Raw genomic sequence first — 14,189 nt, 5'->3', positions numbered from 1 at the left:
CGTTCCATTTTTCGTTCTACAGAGTGGTCGATCATAGAGCTACCGCACCGAGGATTGCAACGCTAAATTCAAGTCATCGAGCGGATCGAAAAGAACTTCATCAACTGCCGCCGAGACAAAAAGGAACACTACAATGCATAAGGACGTATTCACCCCCGAGAATTCCGCTATGCTCCTGATCGACCATCAGATCGGCACTATGGCCTGGACGCACTCGCACGACATCAACCTCGTCAAGCAGAACGCGCTGAAACTCGCCCGCATCGCCAAGGCCGCCAATATTCCGACGATCCTGACCTCCAGCATGGAAGACCAGATCCAGGGCCCGCTGTTGCCGGAACTCGAAGCCATTCTGCCCGTAGCCTTCGAATCACGCGTCAAGCGTCCTGGTATCGTTAATGCCATGCACCACGACGGCTTCAACAAGGCTGTCAAGGCAACCGGCCGGAAGAAGCTGTTCGTTGCAGGCGTGACGACGGAAATCTGCGTCACCTTCCCGGTCCTGCAGATGCTCGACGAAGGCTACGAGGTCCAGGTCTCGGCTGATGCTTCCGCCTCCTACACCAAATTCGGCGACGATCTCGCTCTGCGCCGCATGGAAAAGGCCGGAGCAATCATCACCACCGTCGACCAGATCATCTCCGAACTGGCCGTCGACTGGACGAGCCCACTCGGTCAGAAGCTAGTTGGCATCCTGAATTATCACTGAACGCGCGATAGTCGCCTTCGGCGCGGGCCGTGAAGCCCGCGCCCGGATAAAAGGGACCTCTTCCATGACTATTACCAAGATTCCCGCAGGCCGGATGCGCGGCGACTTCGCCCAAGGCTTCGGCGTTGAGATCCTGTATCCGGGCCTGAGTGTCACTTCGGACGATAGCGGCATAGGCCCAATTGGCAGGATCGACCGCGCACAGGTTCAGCCCGGTCACCTCATCGGTATGCACCCGCACAAAGATGACGAAATTCTCACTTATATCCGCGACGGCGAGGTGCTTCATCGCGATACCGTTGGAAACGAAAAGAAGCTCGACAAGACCCACTTCATGATGATGAACGCCGGTCATACGTTCCAGCACGAGGAACTGATGCTTGGCGACCGCTCGGTGAAGGCGCTGCAGATATTCCTGCGGCCAAACATTTCCGATCTGGAGCCCAGGGTCCAGTTCCATGAGTTCCTAGAGCATGAGAGCGTCGATAGCTGGCGGCTCATCGCCGGACCAAGAACTGCGCCACTTATTGTAAGGTCCGATATTCAAGTGTTCGACGCGAGGGTCAGTGGGAACATCAAGCTACATTTGCCCGTCACCGAAAAGGAAAGGCACATGCTGCTCTATGTCTATAGCGGAAGTGTCGCCTATGCGGATCATATTGTGACAGAAGGTGAGAGCATTCTCATAACAGCTGTCGATCACCAAGTTGTTCCGTTGGCGGAGGCCGAAGTCGTCCTATTTTCCTTTGATCCCAAGGCAGAAGTTTACCGCGGCGGGATGTTTAGCGGAAATCAAAGGCGGGCCACTTAGTCATCCATGCCTCGGACGCCGACGTTGATGCTCATACATCCGCGGCCGCGGGATCATGCCCGCTTGGCTAGGAAAGCGACTTTCCAGATCAGCCGATCGTTCCGCTTCCTGCAACACTCAATGCCGCATTGTCAGGCTACTTGACCCGCCGTCTTGCGCGTAATTTCGAACAATCGAAACCGCGCAAGACCAGCAGCCCCGCGAAAGGTGAAAACAATGTCCCGCAGCACACCGACCGGTCCGGTCCTGGTCAATGAAAATCCTACACCGCTCGCCGACGTCAAGCCTGCGCGTGATTATACCAAGATTTTGGTGCCTGTTGCCGTCGTAGCCGCAGTGACGGCGATGGTGGCGCTAAGCTCCCAACAGTGGGATCACTGGGCGGCAGGTGCGGCCACTCAGGCGACCGATAATGCCTATGTGCGCGCAGAAATGAGCAGGTTAAGTGCGCGGGTAAGCGGCAATGTACGGTCGGTAAACGTGTCTGACTTCGCTTCCGTCAAAGCCGGTGATTTGATCCTCCAGATCGATCCCTCCGATTACGAGGCAAAGCGCAATCAGGCCAAAGCGGCCCTTGAGGCAGCGTCTGCGCAGCTGAAGAACCTTGCAAATCAGGAACAGCTTCAGCGTGCTGCGATCACGCAAGCAAACGCACAGTTAGCGGTGACACAAGCAAATGCCGATCTTGCTCAGACCGAGGCCAATCGACAGGTCGCACTCGCACAAAGTGGCGCTGGTGTTCAACAGAGAAAAGAACAGGCGCTGGCACAGGTACAGGTTTCGTCAGCTTCGGTGTCCGCGGCGACAGCTGCGGTCGCATCTGCACAGGCCCAGCTTTCGTTCATCGAGGGTCAAAAGGGGCAACTTACTGCAAATATCGATGCAGCCAAAGCGGCTCTACAATCTGCTGAACTTTTGCTGTCCTACACGAAGATCACTGCGCCCTTTGACGGCGTTGTCGGCGAGCGGCAGGTCCATGTCGGCGATTACGTAACCACAGGGTCGAACACCATATCTATCGTACCGCTACCATCGGTCTATCTGATCGCCAATTTCAAGGAAACACAGCTCGGATTGATGAAGGAAGGTCAGGTCGCGACGGTGAGTGTTGACACGCTGCCTGGCGAAACTTTTGCGGCAAAGGTCAGCCGCCTTTCGCCCGCGTCTGGCTCTCAGTTCGCGCTTCTTCCCGCAGACAATGCCACGGGCAACTTCACCAAGGTTGTCCAGCGCATTCCGGTCCGCATCGATTTCGAGCCATCGCCGGCACTCGCTAAACTGAGATCGGGCATGTCTGCGGTCGTCTCGGTAGCGGTCAAGCCTGAGTAGAGGTGGACAACCATGGCCAACATCGTATCAATGCCGGCTCATCCGACTTCCGTCGCCATGCATCGTCCGTTGCTGGCAGTGTTCGCGGTGCTGCTTGGGCCATTCATGGTTGGCTTTCACAGCCGCATGTTCGGGATAGGTCTCGTCGATCTGAAAGGCGCATTCAGTCTGGGTTACGACGAAGGCGCATGGCTGAGCACATTGGCCACAGCGCCTCAGATTATCCTGGCGCCTGCGGTCGCGTGGTTTGCCGCTGCATATGGAATACGCCGCGTCATTGTCGGACCTGCACTTGTCTACGCTCTGATATCGGCGATTATACCATTCACCCGGGACTATCATGTCCTTATCGGACTTCACATAGTACACGGTGCGTTGCTTGGCCTGTTTATCCCGGCAACGCTGATGATCATCTTTCAGACCCTGCCTTCAAAGTGGTGGATGTCAGCGATCGGTTTTTATGCGTTCCGCGCCGCGTTCACGACGAATGCGGGCACCGGCCTTCTTGATTTTTATGTCCAGCATCTCGGGTGGCAACTGCTGTACTGGCAAGATGTCGTGCTCGCCCCTCTCATGGCACTGCTCATCCTTAGGGGAACAGCACGCCAGGAGCCCAACCGTGAACTCATTCAGAAGGCGGACTGGGGAGGCATGATCCTGTTTGGCAGTGGATTGGCCATGCTGTTCGTTGCGATTGATCAGGGTAACCGGTTGGACTGGTTTGAGAACGGTATCATCGTTTCGACACTTCTCGGCGGCTCCGGTTTGATCGCGGCGTTCTTCGTGAACGAGATGCTGATTGCACACCCATGGGCAAGCATCAGTGCGATCAGCGCGCGCAATGTTGTCCTGATTTTGGTTGTATCGCTGTTCTACCTCATGAGCGCCAGTTCCAACACAGCGTTGGTCCCGAACTTCCTCATTAATGTCATGCAGCTTCGGCCTGAGCAGGTGGGCTCAACGCTGGTGATTTGGGCTTGTGTACCATTGATCGTGATGACCCCGGTGACTGTCTGGGCCATGCATCGCGTCGACGGCCGTTTGGTCCTGTTTGCCGGCTTGTGCTGCTTTGCGGGTGCAGCTTTGATCGGCACGGGTCTTACTTCCGACTGGAGCGGAGAAAACTTCAGAGCCATGTTGGTGCTACAGGGGGCAGGCCATATTCTCACATTTCTGCCCGTCATCGCTGTTGCCATCGCCAATGGCGATCCCAAACGTGCAGTTGCAGTGGCTGCCTATATCCAGGTCATCCGTGTGCTGGGAACACAAACTGCGCAGGCCCTGATGACGACGTTCATTCGCAAGGGCGAGCAGATCCATTCCTATGCCGTCGGCCTGAACTTGCAACGCGGATCGGAAATCTCGGCGGATGCGATCTCGGCCATCGGACGGGCTGTGGCAAGCTCGGGGCAAAGCCTCGCCGCGAGCCGGGCCACCGCAGTGGTTGCCCAACATGTTCAAAAGCAAGCGAACACTCTCGCCTATATCGATGCGTTCTGGCTGACATTCTACTGTGCGATGGCGGGGCTCATCCTTCTCGCATTCGTCACGAAAGCACCGAAAGGTCCCTTATCGGCATGACTAGAGAGCCTAATCCGTAGTCCGCGGTGATGAGTGCAGCTGGGAATGCAGATCCTTTAAAATGGGTAGAAAGCCGGCGCCCAGTCAGGGCCCGCGTCGCAGTCAGCAACTGCACTGAGATCAATGAAAGCAAAATGTGAACGTCAGCTCATTTTCACGAGCTGACAAAGACAGACAAAAGGAGAAATTGCAATGAAACCGATTAAAATCGAGTCCTCTGTAAAGCACGGCGACTGGAAACACGGGTTTGGTGTCGAGATCTTTTATCCTGGCACAGCGCTTGACGAAGGCGACAGCGGTATTGGAGCGATCGGCCGCATTGATCGCGCGCTGATCCAGCCGGGTCACGTTATCGCCATGCATCCCCATAAGGATGACGAGATATTCACCTACAAACGCGGCGGGCGAATGTTGCATCTGGATACTGTCGGGAATCGTGAGGAGGTGAACGCTCACCGCCTCATGATGATGAATGCGGGCCACACCTTCCAGCACGAAGAGCGGGTCATTGGTGACGAGCCGACCAAAGCCTTACAGATTTTCTTGCGTCCTCGCGAAGGCGACCTTGAGCCGAAGGTACAGTTTGAAAGTCTCGACAGCGCTTACAGTGAGAACGAGTGGCGACTGCTTGTAGCACCAGGTGGTGCAATCTTCGAAGTTCGTGCTCAAGCCTGGGTTCGAGATGCTCGTCTTCATGCCGGACGGCGCCTGCAAATCCCTAACCTGCCAACGCCGTCTTCCGTAGACCTGCTCTTCGTCTTTGAAGGTGAGGTACGTCTCGGCGAAATCACAATCAGTGCCGGCGAATTTTACTATGTGGGTACGAAGTCACAAGCCATCGAGGCGTTGACCGATTCAGACATCGTCCTCTTCACCACCGATCCCAAGGCGCCGGCGTTTAAAGGCGGCATGTTCAGCGGCAACGTCAGGTAACAGGTCGTTCACGGCAACTCTCAACCCGGTCGCGGAGCGGTCGCTCGCGAAACGTCCGTGCGGCAGGAAAAATTGATTGGTGCGCGTCGGCTCGCGGCGGCAGCCAAACATCGCGCAAAACGTGACGCCGGCTTCAGCGGCCGCTTCCCGGCAAATCCAAGAGGTAGACAGATATGATCAAACTCAAAACTCCACCAATGATCGACGAGATACTCGATTGGCAGGGCACGTGGCTCGCTGCCCGCCTCGCGTTAGTCTTGGTCTACCTCGTTTCAGGGTTCGGACACCTTTCCGACTTCCGTGCTGCAGTTGCGGAACAGGGAAGTTATGGGATGCCCGCTCCGGAATTTATGGCAGCCCTCACCGTGGCTGTTGAGATTGCAGGGTCACTTCTCATTCTCACTGGGCGGTTGGTTTGGCTTGGTGCCGGAATGCTGGGCGTATTTACAACGCTTGGTGCTGTGTTCGCTCACCCGTTCTGGGCGATACAAGGGCCTGCTCGCTTTGATGCTCTCGCTTCCTTCTTGGAGCACGTTGGACTGGTTGGCGGTCTGATACTCGTCGCTCTCGTTGCTCGCCGTCTCGAATATGAGGAGCAAAAGAATGTCTGATCAGACCTTGATGCGCTTGCAGCGCCTGGAAGATCATCTGGCCATTCAGCAACTCGCTGCACGCTTCTCCGACGCAGTGAACGAGCGAGACGTTGACGCCTTTATTTCGACCTGGGCGGAAGATGGAGCCGTTTGGGAGATTGGTCAACCGCTTCCTTTGCGCGGTGAAGGACGGGACGGCATACGAAAGATGCTGAATCAGTTGTTCACAATAGAGCACTACTTCATGCAGATGACCCATTCCGGTGTGCTCAGTCTCAACGGCGACCACGCAACCGCGCGCTTTGTGATACGCGAGCACGGTCGCGGAGCAAACACATTCTACGACAACCTCGCCATTTATAACGACGAAGTCATCAGGCAGGCCGACGGTTGGCGGTTCCTGCGCCGCACCTACACCTACAGATTCCTGGCTCAAGAGCCGTTTGGGGGCACCGCTTATCCAGTGTCGGTGCCATGACAATACTATCACCTTCCACGCGGCCGACATCTGGAAAAGCTCAGACGGCCTAACGCCCCGGCATGTCAGGTCAAAAATACTGCCTACAGATCGGGGCCGCACCACGCGGCCACATCACTTGCATCAACGTTAGAAAGGATCAAGAAATGTCTGAGATCGAACATTTTGAATACGTTTTCCTCGGTGGCGGAAAGGGTGGGAAGACTCTTGCGATGGAGCTTGCGACAGCAGGCAAGAGTGTCGCGCTCATCGAAAAAGGAATGATTGGCGGATCCTGCATTAATGTCGCCTGTATTCCTAGCAAGACTTTGATCCAGAGTGCGCGCACTGCCCACGCTGCGAAGTCGGCCGCACCGACTTCATTCAAACCTGATATGCGCGCGGCGCACGATCGCGTTCGCACCGTTGTGTCCGAAATGGTCAATATCAACATGAAGGGTTTTGTCGCCTCCGGTTTCCACCTCATTCTTGGGACAGGCCACTTTGTCGCTCCGAGAACAATCACAGTGGAGCTGAATGACGGCGGGACGCGGACTGTCGAGGGCACGCATGTCTTCATCAATACAGGGACCAAAGCGTCCATTCCGGATATTCCAGGGCTTCGCGCCATTGAACCCTTGACCCATGTCGAGGCCCTCGAGACGACAGAAGCGCCCGAAGAACTGATCGTGATCGGAGGTGGCTACATAGGCCTTGAGATGGCTCAGGCGTTTCACCGTCTCGGCAGCAGAGTGACCGTTCTTCAGGAGACGGCCCACGTTGCCAATCGTGAAGACGTAGATGTCTCCGAAGCAATCGAAACAGCCTTTCGAGAGGATGGCATCACGATCAAGACGGGCGTCAAGGCGATTGAAGTTCAGGGGCGTTCGGGTGATCGCGTGACCGTGTCGCTCAGCGACGGTGCCCACGTCACCGGGACCCACATTCTCGTCGCGGCAGGGAGGACACCTGTCACCTCGGACCTCAGACTGGATCTGGCGGGCGTAAATGTCGACGGACGCGGTATCATCGAAGTCGATGAGCGGCTAGCAACCTCGGCTCCCAATACCTGGGCGATTGGCGAAGTGGCGGGGACACCGATGTTTACACATGCGTCTTACGATGACTACCGGGTTTTGAAGTCTCAGTTATCAGGCGGCAACCGAACGACGCGTGATCGCGTCATTCCTTATGCCATGTTCATCGAACCGGAATTAGGACGCATTGGCCTGAATGAAAAAGAGGCAAGCGAGCGCGGCATAGCAGTCCGCGTGGCGAAGCTCCCAATGGCCGCAGTGCCACGCGCACGAACGAATGGCGCTATGCGCGGTTTTATGAAGGCTCTGATCGACGTTCATTCTGACCAGATCCTCGGGTTTACGATGGTCGGTACAAACGCGGGAGAAGTGGTAACGGCAGTGCAAATGGCGATGATTGCAGAGCTTCCTTACACTGCAATTCGCGATTCGATCATTGCGCACCCGTTGATCTCCGAAGGATTGAACCTGCTTCTTCTGAAAGTGCCGGGGAAGGCCGCGTAAATGAATAGGGCTCGCTCCAGTTCGTGCAGCGAAAAACGCGGAATGGAGCATTATCACTGAGAAAAATCTTTTGCTAGGAGATGGCACGGTTTGATAACGACGCCGCTCTTTGCGTCGCGGATTGCGAGCGGGAGTAGCAATGGAAGGCATGTTTATGAGCATGTGATCAGCCCATCCAACCAGCGTCAGAAAGTGATTGGGCCATGAAATGCAGCCCGGCTTGCAACTGTTCACGCTGAATTACGCCGCCAAGGCATACCCTAACATGCTCATCGGGCTTCCCCAGAACGGTGAAGGCATCTGAAGGCATCAAGCCAATATGGCGCCCTGCCATGCGCCCCATCAGTTCCGCCCTGCTCGCCCCCTTTGGCAGCTTCAGCCAAATGTTGAAGGCCTCCGGCTCACCTTCGATGTCCAGCCCCAAAAGAGTATCGATGGCGATCTTGTGACGAACAGCGCTTTCCGCACGGACAAACCGCCGGATCGCGTCGGCTGTCCCATCCTCGATCCACCGTGTCGCCAGCGCCATGCAAATTGGTGACGGCATGACGGCGCTGGCTCGTAATGCCTGGGCGAGAGAATAGGCAGCTCTGGCGTTGGGGGAAACTGTATAAGCGAGGCGCAGACCTGCGCCGAGGCATTTCGCGAGGCCGCCGATATGCCAGGTGAGGTCGGGAGCAAGCGTAGCAAAAGGTACGGGCGCCGCAGCGGGAATGAAGCCGTATGCATCATCCTCTATCAAGGGCAGTCTATGCCGAAGGATAACCTCGGCGATCTCCATGCGCCGTTCGAGCGGGATGGTCAGCGTCGTTGGATTATGGACCGTAGGATTGAGATACAACGCTTTCGGTTGATGTAAATGGATAGCCGCGTCAAGCGCATCGGGCAGAACGCCGGAAGCGTCCATCGCAATTCCGACGAGTTGCAATCCCATGCGGGCTGCGATCGCCCGCAAACCGGGATACGTCACCGCCTCGCACAGGATGACATCGCCCGGTCTGGTCATCGTCGAAAGAAGCGCTGTCATCGTCGCGTGCGCTCCCGGGGTGATCGCGATCCGCTCGAGACTTGGCACCATCCCCCTCTTCGACAGCCATGACGATGCGGCGGCCTTATCCTGCTCTCCGCCGGTCGTCGACTGGTAGCGGAGAAGGGAAATAAGGTTTGCTGAAACAGTCTGCAGCCCTTCCTGCATTCTCGCCACGAGATCCGGGTCCTGCGGCTCGGGAGGCATGTTCATCGAAAGATCTTCGTCCCCGGCGCGGCGTGGATCGATACGATGCTCCTCTTTCGGGCGTCCGAGTGCAAAGGTACCTCTTCCGACGTGGCTCTCGACGAGACGTCTGGAATGCGCCTCGGTGTAGGCGCGGCTGACGGTCGTAAAGTCAATCTTGAGACGCTCGGCGAGCCTGCGTTGTGGCGGCAATCGATCACCAGCGGCGATATCGCCTCGTTTTATCGCCAGTTCGATCGCGTCAGCGATCTGAAGATAACGAGGCTTTCCGTCAGCACGAAGTTCAGGGAGCCACTTCAACATTTTATCATACCTCAAACATTGATTGTTTCATATTGTATGGATAATACAAAGCAAATTCAAGTGTTGATCTGACGAGGAATCCTTGATCATATTTTGAGCAAAAACGCTGATTTTCTAGCTGTTATTTGAGCACATCGTATGTTCAGTATGCAGAATTGCGTTTCATCGAGAAATTATTGTATGCATAATGAACTGCCTATTGATTCATACAATTTCGTTCGTATCGTTTCTGCATCAACCCGCCCCATAAGGAGATGTAGACATGCCTGAAGTAACGCAGCCGCCGCACAAGGATGGTGACTTCTTTGTCGACTACGAGTCCAAGGTTTTCGAGGATGTTAAGGCCGATCCCGGTGAGAAGGCGCTCGTAACCTTCCACACGGTGGCGTTCGAAGGCTCCATCGGGCTTGTGAACATTCTCAATGCCATTCGCCTGCAGCGGAAAGGCTATGAGACTTCGATCCTTCTTTACGGTCCGGGCGTGACACTGGGGCTCCAACGCGGCTTCCCCAAGCTCGGAGATGAAGCCTTTCCCGGTCACCTGAACTTCAACAAGAACCTCGAGCGTTTCATGAAGGAAGGCGGAAAGGTCTACGCATGTCGCTTCGCATTGCAGGCCCTCTATGGGCACGGCGAACCGGCTCTGATCCCCGGCATCATCCCGATCCTGCCCCAAGACGTCCTGGATTGCGTGCTTCTGCACAAAAAGGCCAACGCCCTGATTATCGACACCTGGACCGTCTGATCGTCCGCGGCGCCCCTCGGACCCGAAGGGGCGCCTCCTTTACCTGGTACTACCAAGGAGGCAGTCATGTCCAAAATCGTCCGTGCGGCCGCCGTCCAGATCGCTCCCGACCTAACCTCACGCGCCGGCACTGTCGAGCGCGTCCTGAATGCTATCGCCGAAGCCGCAGACAAAGGCGCTGAGCTGATCGTATTCCCTGAGACATTCGTACCCTGGTATCCCTATTTCAGCTTCGTTCTGCCGCCCGTTCAGCAGGGCCCCGAGCACCTACGGCTCTATGAGGAAGCCGTCACGGTACCATCCGCGGAAACACGAGCTGTCGCTGACGCCGCGCGCAAGCGCAATGCAGTCATCGTCCTTGGTGTGAATGAACGCGACCACGGATCCCTCTACAACACCCAACTGATCTTCGACGCGGATGGCAGCCTGAAACTCAAGCGCCGCAAGATCACGCCGACCTATCACGAACGGATGATCTGGGGCCAAGGCGATGGCGCCGGTCTGAAGGTTGTCGACACTGCCGTCGGTCGCGTGGGCGCTCTGGCGTGCTGGGAGCACTACAATCCTCTGGCCCGCTATACGTTGATGGCGCAGCATGAGGAAATTCACGCCTCTCATTTTCCAGGCTCGCTGGTCGGCCCTATATTTGGCGAGCAAATCGAAGTCACGATGCGCCACCACGCGCTGGAATCCGGCTGTTTCGTGGTCAACGCCACCGGCTGGCTGAGCGAGGAGCAGATCGCCTCCATTCACCCGGATCCCGCCTTGCAAAAGGGGCTGCGCGATGGCTGCATGACCTGCATCATTACGCCTGAAGGCCGCCATGTCGTGCCGCCCCTGACATCGGGCGAAGGTATCCTCATCGGCGATCTGGACACGAGGCTCATTACCAAGCGCAAGCGGATGATGGATTCGGTCGGACACTATGCACGGCCCGAGTTGCTGCATCTTGTCCATGACACAAGGCCCGCACGCGCACTCGAGCGGATGGGCCTTTTAGGCGATTTTTCCGACGCAGAGCAAGACAAGCCATTTGAGGAGGCTCAGGATGCGTGACCTACCATCGATAAATCCGGAACTCATCAACGACCTCCAGACACGAGGAATGCGTCTCGTCGATCCGCGTGCCGGCCACGAGAGCAGGCGCGGTGGCGCAGGCCCGTCGGACCATAAGGCAGTCAATTTCGGCGACACGACCGTGATGGTGCCGGTCCATACCGCACCTGCATTCGACAGCCCCTATCTGGTGGAAGCGCCCGATGCCGACGGGCGTGCGCGCATCACCAAGGAAGGATCCGAGGTCGCGCGAATTCGATTCCCCAATCGTCCGCGATTCTACGATCTGACCACGGCAGATGGCATCCCCTATAACAAGATCGCGGTTCTTCACTCCCGTGACGTGCTCGCCACGACCATCCTGCAGACCTGCATTCGTTACGAAAGCCGCAAGAAGACCTGTCAGTTCTGTTCGATCGGCCAAAGCCTTGCCGCCGGCCGGACTGTCGCGCACAAAACTCCCGCGCAACTGGCAGAAGTCGCAAAGGCTGCCGTCGAACTCGACGGCGTCAAGCATATGGTCATGACCACCGGCACACCTGCGGGCAAGGACCGCGGTGCTGCCGTTTTGGCAGAGAGTGCGCGCGCGGTTAAGGCCGTCGTCGACCTGCCGATTCAGGTGCAATGCGAGCCTCCGGAAGACGATATCTGGCATGAGCGAATGAAGAACGCCGGTGCAGACGCATTGGGGATGCACCTTGAAGCGGTGACACCTGAAGTCCGCGACCGGATCATGCCGGGCAAGGCAAGCGTTCCGCTTGAAAAATACCTTTCCAGCTTTGAGGCCGCAGTCAAAGTGTTTGGGCGGGGTCAGGTCTCGACCTACATCCTGGCGGGTCTTGGCGATACGCGTGAAGCCATCCTGGATATGTCCACGCGATTGGTCGCAATGGGCGTCTACCCATTTGTCGTCCCGTTCGTGCCTATCTCAGGCACACCGCTAGAAAGTCACCCCGCACCGAAATCCGATTTCATGGCCTCCATCCTGGCTCCCCTGTCGCAGATCATCATCGACGGCGGACTTAAGGCCTCGGATATCAAGGCCGGTTGCGGAAAATGCGGTGCGTGCTCGGCGCTCTCAACTTACGAGAAACTGAGGATCCCGGCATGAGCCTCATGGATCACTCCACCTTCATCTGCCCTGAATTCATCATCCGGGCAGCAACTGAAACCTGGGAACTTCAAGGGGTATCTCGTCTCCGACACCAGGTGTTTGTAGAGGAACAGCGCATCTTCGTCGGCAGTGACCACGACGAAATCGACGCTCGTGCCATCCCCCTTGCGGCAATCGCCACGTTGGCGGCCGAGCCTGCGGAGGTCGTGGGAACGGTCCGCATCCACAAACCCGCGCCCGGCATCTGGTGGGGATCGCGGCTCGCGGTCGCCCCTGCATACCGTAGAGTTGGTCGGCTGGGTGCGGAGCTGATCAGGCTTGCGGTGAGCACCGCCAACGGCGTCGGATGCCTAGAATTTCACGCCCATGTCCAGCTTCAGAACGTACCTCTTTTTCGCCGGCTGCATTGGGAGCCGCAAGGAGAGATCGACCTGCATGGCGTGCGGCACATGCACATGCTGGCTTCACTCGACCATTATCCCCCGACATGCGACCCGGCCACCGGCTGGTCGACTAGAGCACGGAGGTCGTGATGGATGTCCATGCATTGGCGGCAGCACTCGCAGCTCACCCGTCTATTCGCAGCAAACTTGACATAGCAGGCACGACGCGGGCGCTCTCATTGTCTGCTGGAGCACCAGGAATGCCCGGCGACGATGCCGCAGCAATCCGAGCCATGGACGGCACCTGGGATCTGCTGGCGGGCGAAGGTTTTATGCCGCAGTTCGTGCAGGACGATCCGTGGTTTGCCGGCTGGTGCGGTGTAATGGTGAACCTTTCGGACATCGCAGCGATGGGAGGACGCCCGACCGCACTGCTCGACACCGTGTGGGCTCCGGATACAGTATCCGCCGAGCCCCTGCTTGCCGGCCTTCGCGACGCAGCGACGGCCTACGGCGTGCCGATCGTCGGCGGGCATACCAACCTCCGCAGCAAAGATCTCAATCTTGCCGTTTCCGTCACGGGACGTGCGAAGAGGCTGATTTCCAGCTTTGCGGCCGCCCCTGGAGATGTGCTTATCGCAGCCGTCGATCATCGCGGGCATTACCGGCCGAGCTTCGACAACTGGTGCGCGGCCCTTGATGCACCTCATGAACGACTGCGTGGCGACTACGAGATCCTGCCGGAGCTCGCCGAGGCTGGTCTGGTGGATGCCGGAAAAGACATCAGCCAGGGCGGCATTGTCGGCACCGCGCTTATGTTAGCTGAATCCTCCCGCTGCGGGTTTGACATCGAGCTTGCTGACATTTCGCTTCCGCGGGGTGTTGCAGTCGACCGCTGGCTGCGCACATTTCCGAGTTTTGGCTTCCTCCTTTCAGTTCGGCGGGAACGTGCAAACGAGGTCTGCTCAGTATTTGGTGCTCGGGACATCAGCGCAGCTGCCATCGGTCACGCAACGGACAGCTCCCGGATCGATCTGACGAGCGGTGGCGCCAGGGCAACGTTCTGGGACTACGCAGCAGCCCCCTATATCGCGCTTGCAAAGGAGATAGCCCATGCCTGAAGTACGATTTACAATCCGATGGCCTGATGGGACGGAGGAGAGCTGCTACTCGCCCTCTACCGCCATAACGCACCATCTCGAAGCCGGATGCACCTATCCGCTAACTGAATTTGTCGAACGTGCCCGCACCGGGCTGAACGAGGCATCAGACCGCGTCGCGGCGAAATTCGGCTTCGCCTGCTCATCCGCACTCGACCAACTGGCAAAGATCGAAACGACAGCTGCCGCTCAGCCGGCTGACGCCAAGGTCACCTGCCTCTCGATGTCATGAAAGGGTTC

Annotated in this window: 15 protein-coding genes; 14 read left to right on the top strand and 1 reads right to left on the bottom strand. The window is 57.3% G+C overall.

Translation table 11 applies throughout. The features are described from left to right. The first annotated feature begins 133 nt into the window (after positions 1-133). From ASF29_RS16685 to ASF29_RS16650, 8 genes are all read left to right on the top strand, one after another. Entirely contained in the window at positions 134-709 is a 576-nt protein-coding gene (locus tag ASF29_RS16685; protein WP_062451794.1) for an isochorismatase family protein, read from the top strand. 64 nt (positions 710-773) lie between these two features. Next, positions 774-1,520, top strand: a complete 747-nt coding sequence (locus tag ASF29_RS16680; RefSeq protein ID WP_062451793.1) for a pirin family protein — start codon at positions 774-776, stop codon at positions 1,518-1,520. A gap of 216 nt (positions 1,521-1,736) precedes the next feature. Continuing rightward, positions 1,737-2,849: an HlyD family secretion protein gene (locus ASF29_RS16675; protein WP_062451792.1), complete on the top strand. Its 1,113-nt coding sequence runs from the start codon at positions 1,737-1,739 to the stop codon at positions 2,847-2,849. 12 nt (positions 2,850-2,861) lie between these two features. Next, positions 2,862-4,430: an MFS transporter gene (locus ASF29_RS16670; protein WP_062451791.1), complete on the top strand. Its 1,569-nt coding sequence runs from the start codon at positions 2,862-2,864 to the stop codon at positions 4,428-4,430. Positions 4,431-4,622: 192 nt separating this feature from the next. Beyond that, complete coding sequence (locus ASF29_RS16665) at positions 4,623-5,363, top strand: pirin family protein (protein WP_062451790.1); 741 nt, start codon at positions 4,623-4,625, stop codon at positions 5,361-5,363. Between the two features lie 173 nt (positions 5,364-5,536). After that, the gene (locus ASF29_RS16660) at positions 5,537-5,974 is read left to right on the top strand and encodes a DoxX family protein (RefSeq protein WP_062451789.1); all 438 of its coding nucleotides are present in this window, start codon (positions 5,537-5,539) and stop codon (positions 5,972-5,974) included. Beyond that, a complete protein-coding gene (locus ASF29_RS16655) occupies positions 5,967-6,434 on the top strand; it encodes a nuclear transport factor 2 family protein (RefSeq protein ID WP_062451788.1) in 468 nt (155 codons plus the stop codon). The genes ASF29_RS16660 and ASF29_RS16655 overlap by 8 nt, the downstream gene beginning before the upstream one ends. A gap of 146 nt (positions 6,435-6,580) precedes the next feature. Next, entirely contained in the window at positions 6,581-7,954 is a 1,374-nt protein-coding gene (locus ASF29_RS16650) for an FAD-dependent oxidoreductase (protein ID WP_062451787.1), read from the top strand. A gap of 166 nt (positions 7,955-8,120) precedes the next feature. On the opposite strand, the gene ASF29_RS16645 is transcribed toward ASF29_RS16650, so the two are convergent. Then, positions 8,121-9,491 carry a PLP-dependent aminotransferase family protein gene (locus tag ASF29_RS16645; RefSeq protein WP_062451786.1) on the bottom strand — a complete coding sequence of 457 codons (1,371 nt, stop codon included), beginning with the start codon at positions 9,489-9,491 and terminating at the stop codon, positions 8,121-8,123. Positions 9,492-9,753: 262 nt separating this feature from the next. Between ASF29_RS16645 and ASF29_RS16640 the strand changes: the two genes are divergently transcribed. The 6 genes from ASF29_RS16640 to ASF29_RS16615 all read left to right on the top strand — a co-directional run bounded on the left by ASF29_RS16640 (position 9,754) and on the right by ASF29_RS16615 (position 14,181). After that, positions 9,754-10,236, top strand: coding sequence for an MSMEG_0572/Sll0783 family nitrogen starvation response protein (locus tag ASF29_RS16640; protein ID WP_062451785.1), 483 nt, complete (start codon positions 9,754-9,756; stop codon positions 10,234-10,236). Positions 10,237-10,302: 66 nt separating this feature from the next. Then, complete coding sequence (locus ASF29_RS16635; protein ID WP_062451784.1) at positions 10,303-11,292, top strand: Nit6803 family nitrilase; 990 nt, start codon at positions 10,303-10,305, stop codon at positions 11,290-11,292. Then, positions 11,285-12,403 (top strand): MSMEG_0568 family radical SAM protein, encoded by a 1,119-nt coding sequence (locus ASF29_RS16630; RefSeq protein WP_062451783.1) that lies wholly within the window; start codon positions 11,285-11,287, stop codon positions 12,401-12,403. The genes ASF29_RS16635 and ASF29_RS16630 overlap by 8 nt, the downstream gene beginning before the upstream one ends. Next, positions 12,400-12,939 (top strand): MSMEG_0567/Sll0786 family nitrogen starvation N-acetyltransferase, encoded by a 540-nt coding sequence (locus ASF29_RS16625; protein WP_062451782.1) that lies wholly within the window; start codon positions 12,400-12,402, stop codon positions 12,937-12,939. Before ASF29_RS16630 ends, ASF29_RS16625 begins: the two co-directional genes overlap by 4 nt. Beyond that, complete coding sequence (locus ASF29_RS16620; RefSeq protein WP_062451781.1) at positions 12,939-13,910, top strand: sll0787 family AIR synthase-like protein; 972 nt, start codon at positions 12,939-12,941, stop codon at positions 13,908-13,910. The genes ASF29_RS16625 and ASF29_RS16620 overlap by 1 nt, the downstream gene beginning before the upstream one ends. Continuing rightward, on the top strand, positions 13,903-14,181 hold the full coding sequence (locus ASF29_RS16615) for an MSMEG_0570 family nitrogen starvation response protein (RefSeq protein ID WP_013637307.1): 279 nt from the start codon (positions 13,903-13,905) through the stop codon (positions 14,179-14,181). Before ASF29_RS16620 ends, ASF29_RS16615 begins: the two co-directional genes overlap by 8 nt. The last annotated feature ends 8 nt before the right edge of the window (positions 14,182-14,189 follow it).

Origin of the sequence: Rhizobium sp. Leaf262 (assembly GCF_001422245.1) — a bacterium.
In the GTDB taxonomy this organism is placed as follows: Bacteria; Pseudomonadota; Alphaproteobacteria; order Rhizobiales; family Rhizobiaceae; genus Agrobacterium.
This window is presented reverse-complemented; position numbering and strand designations above follow the sequence as displayed.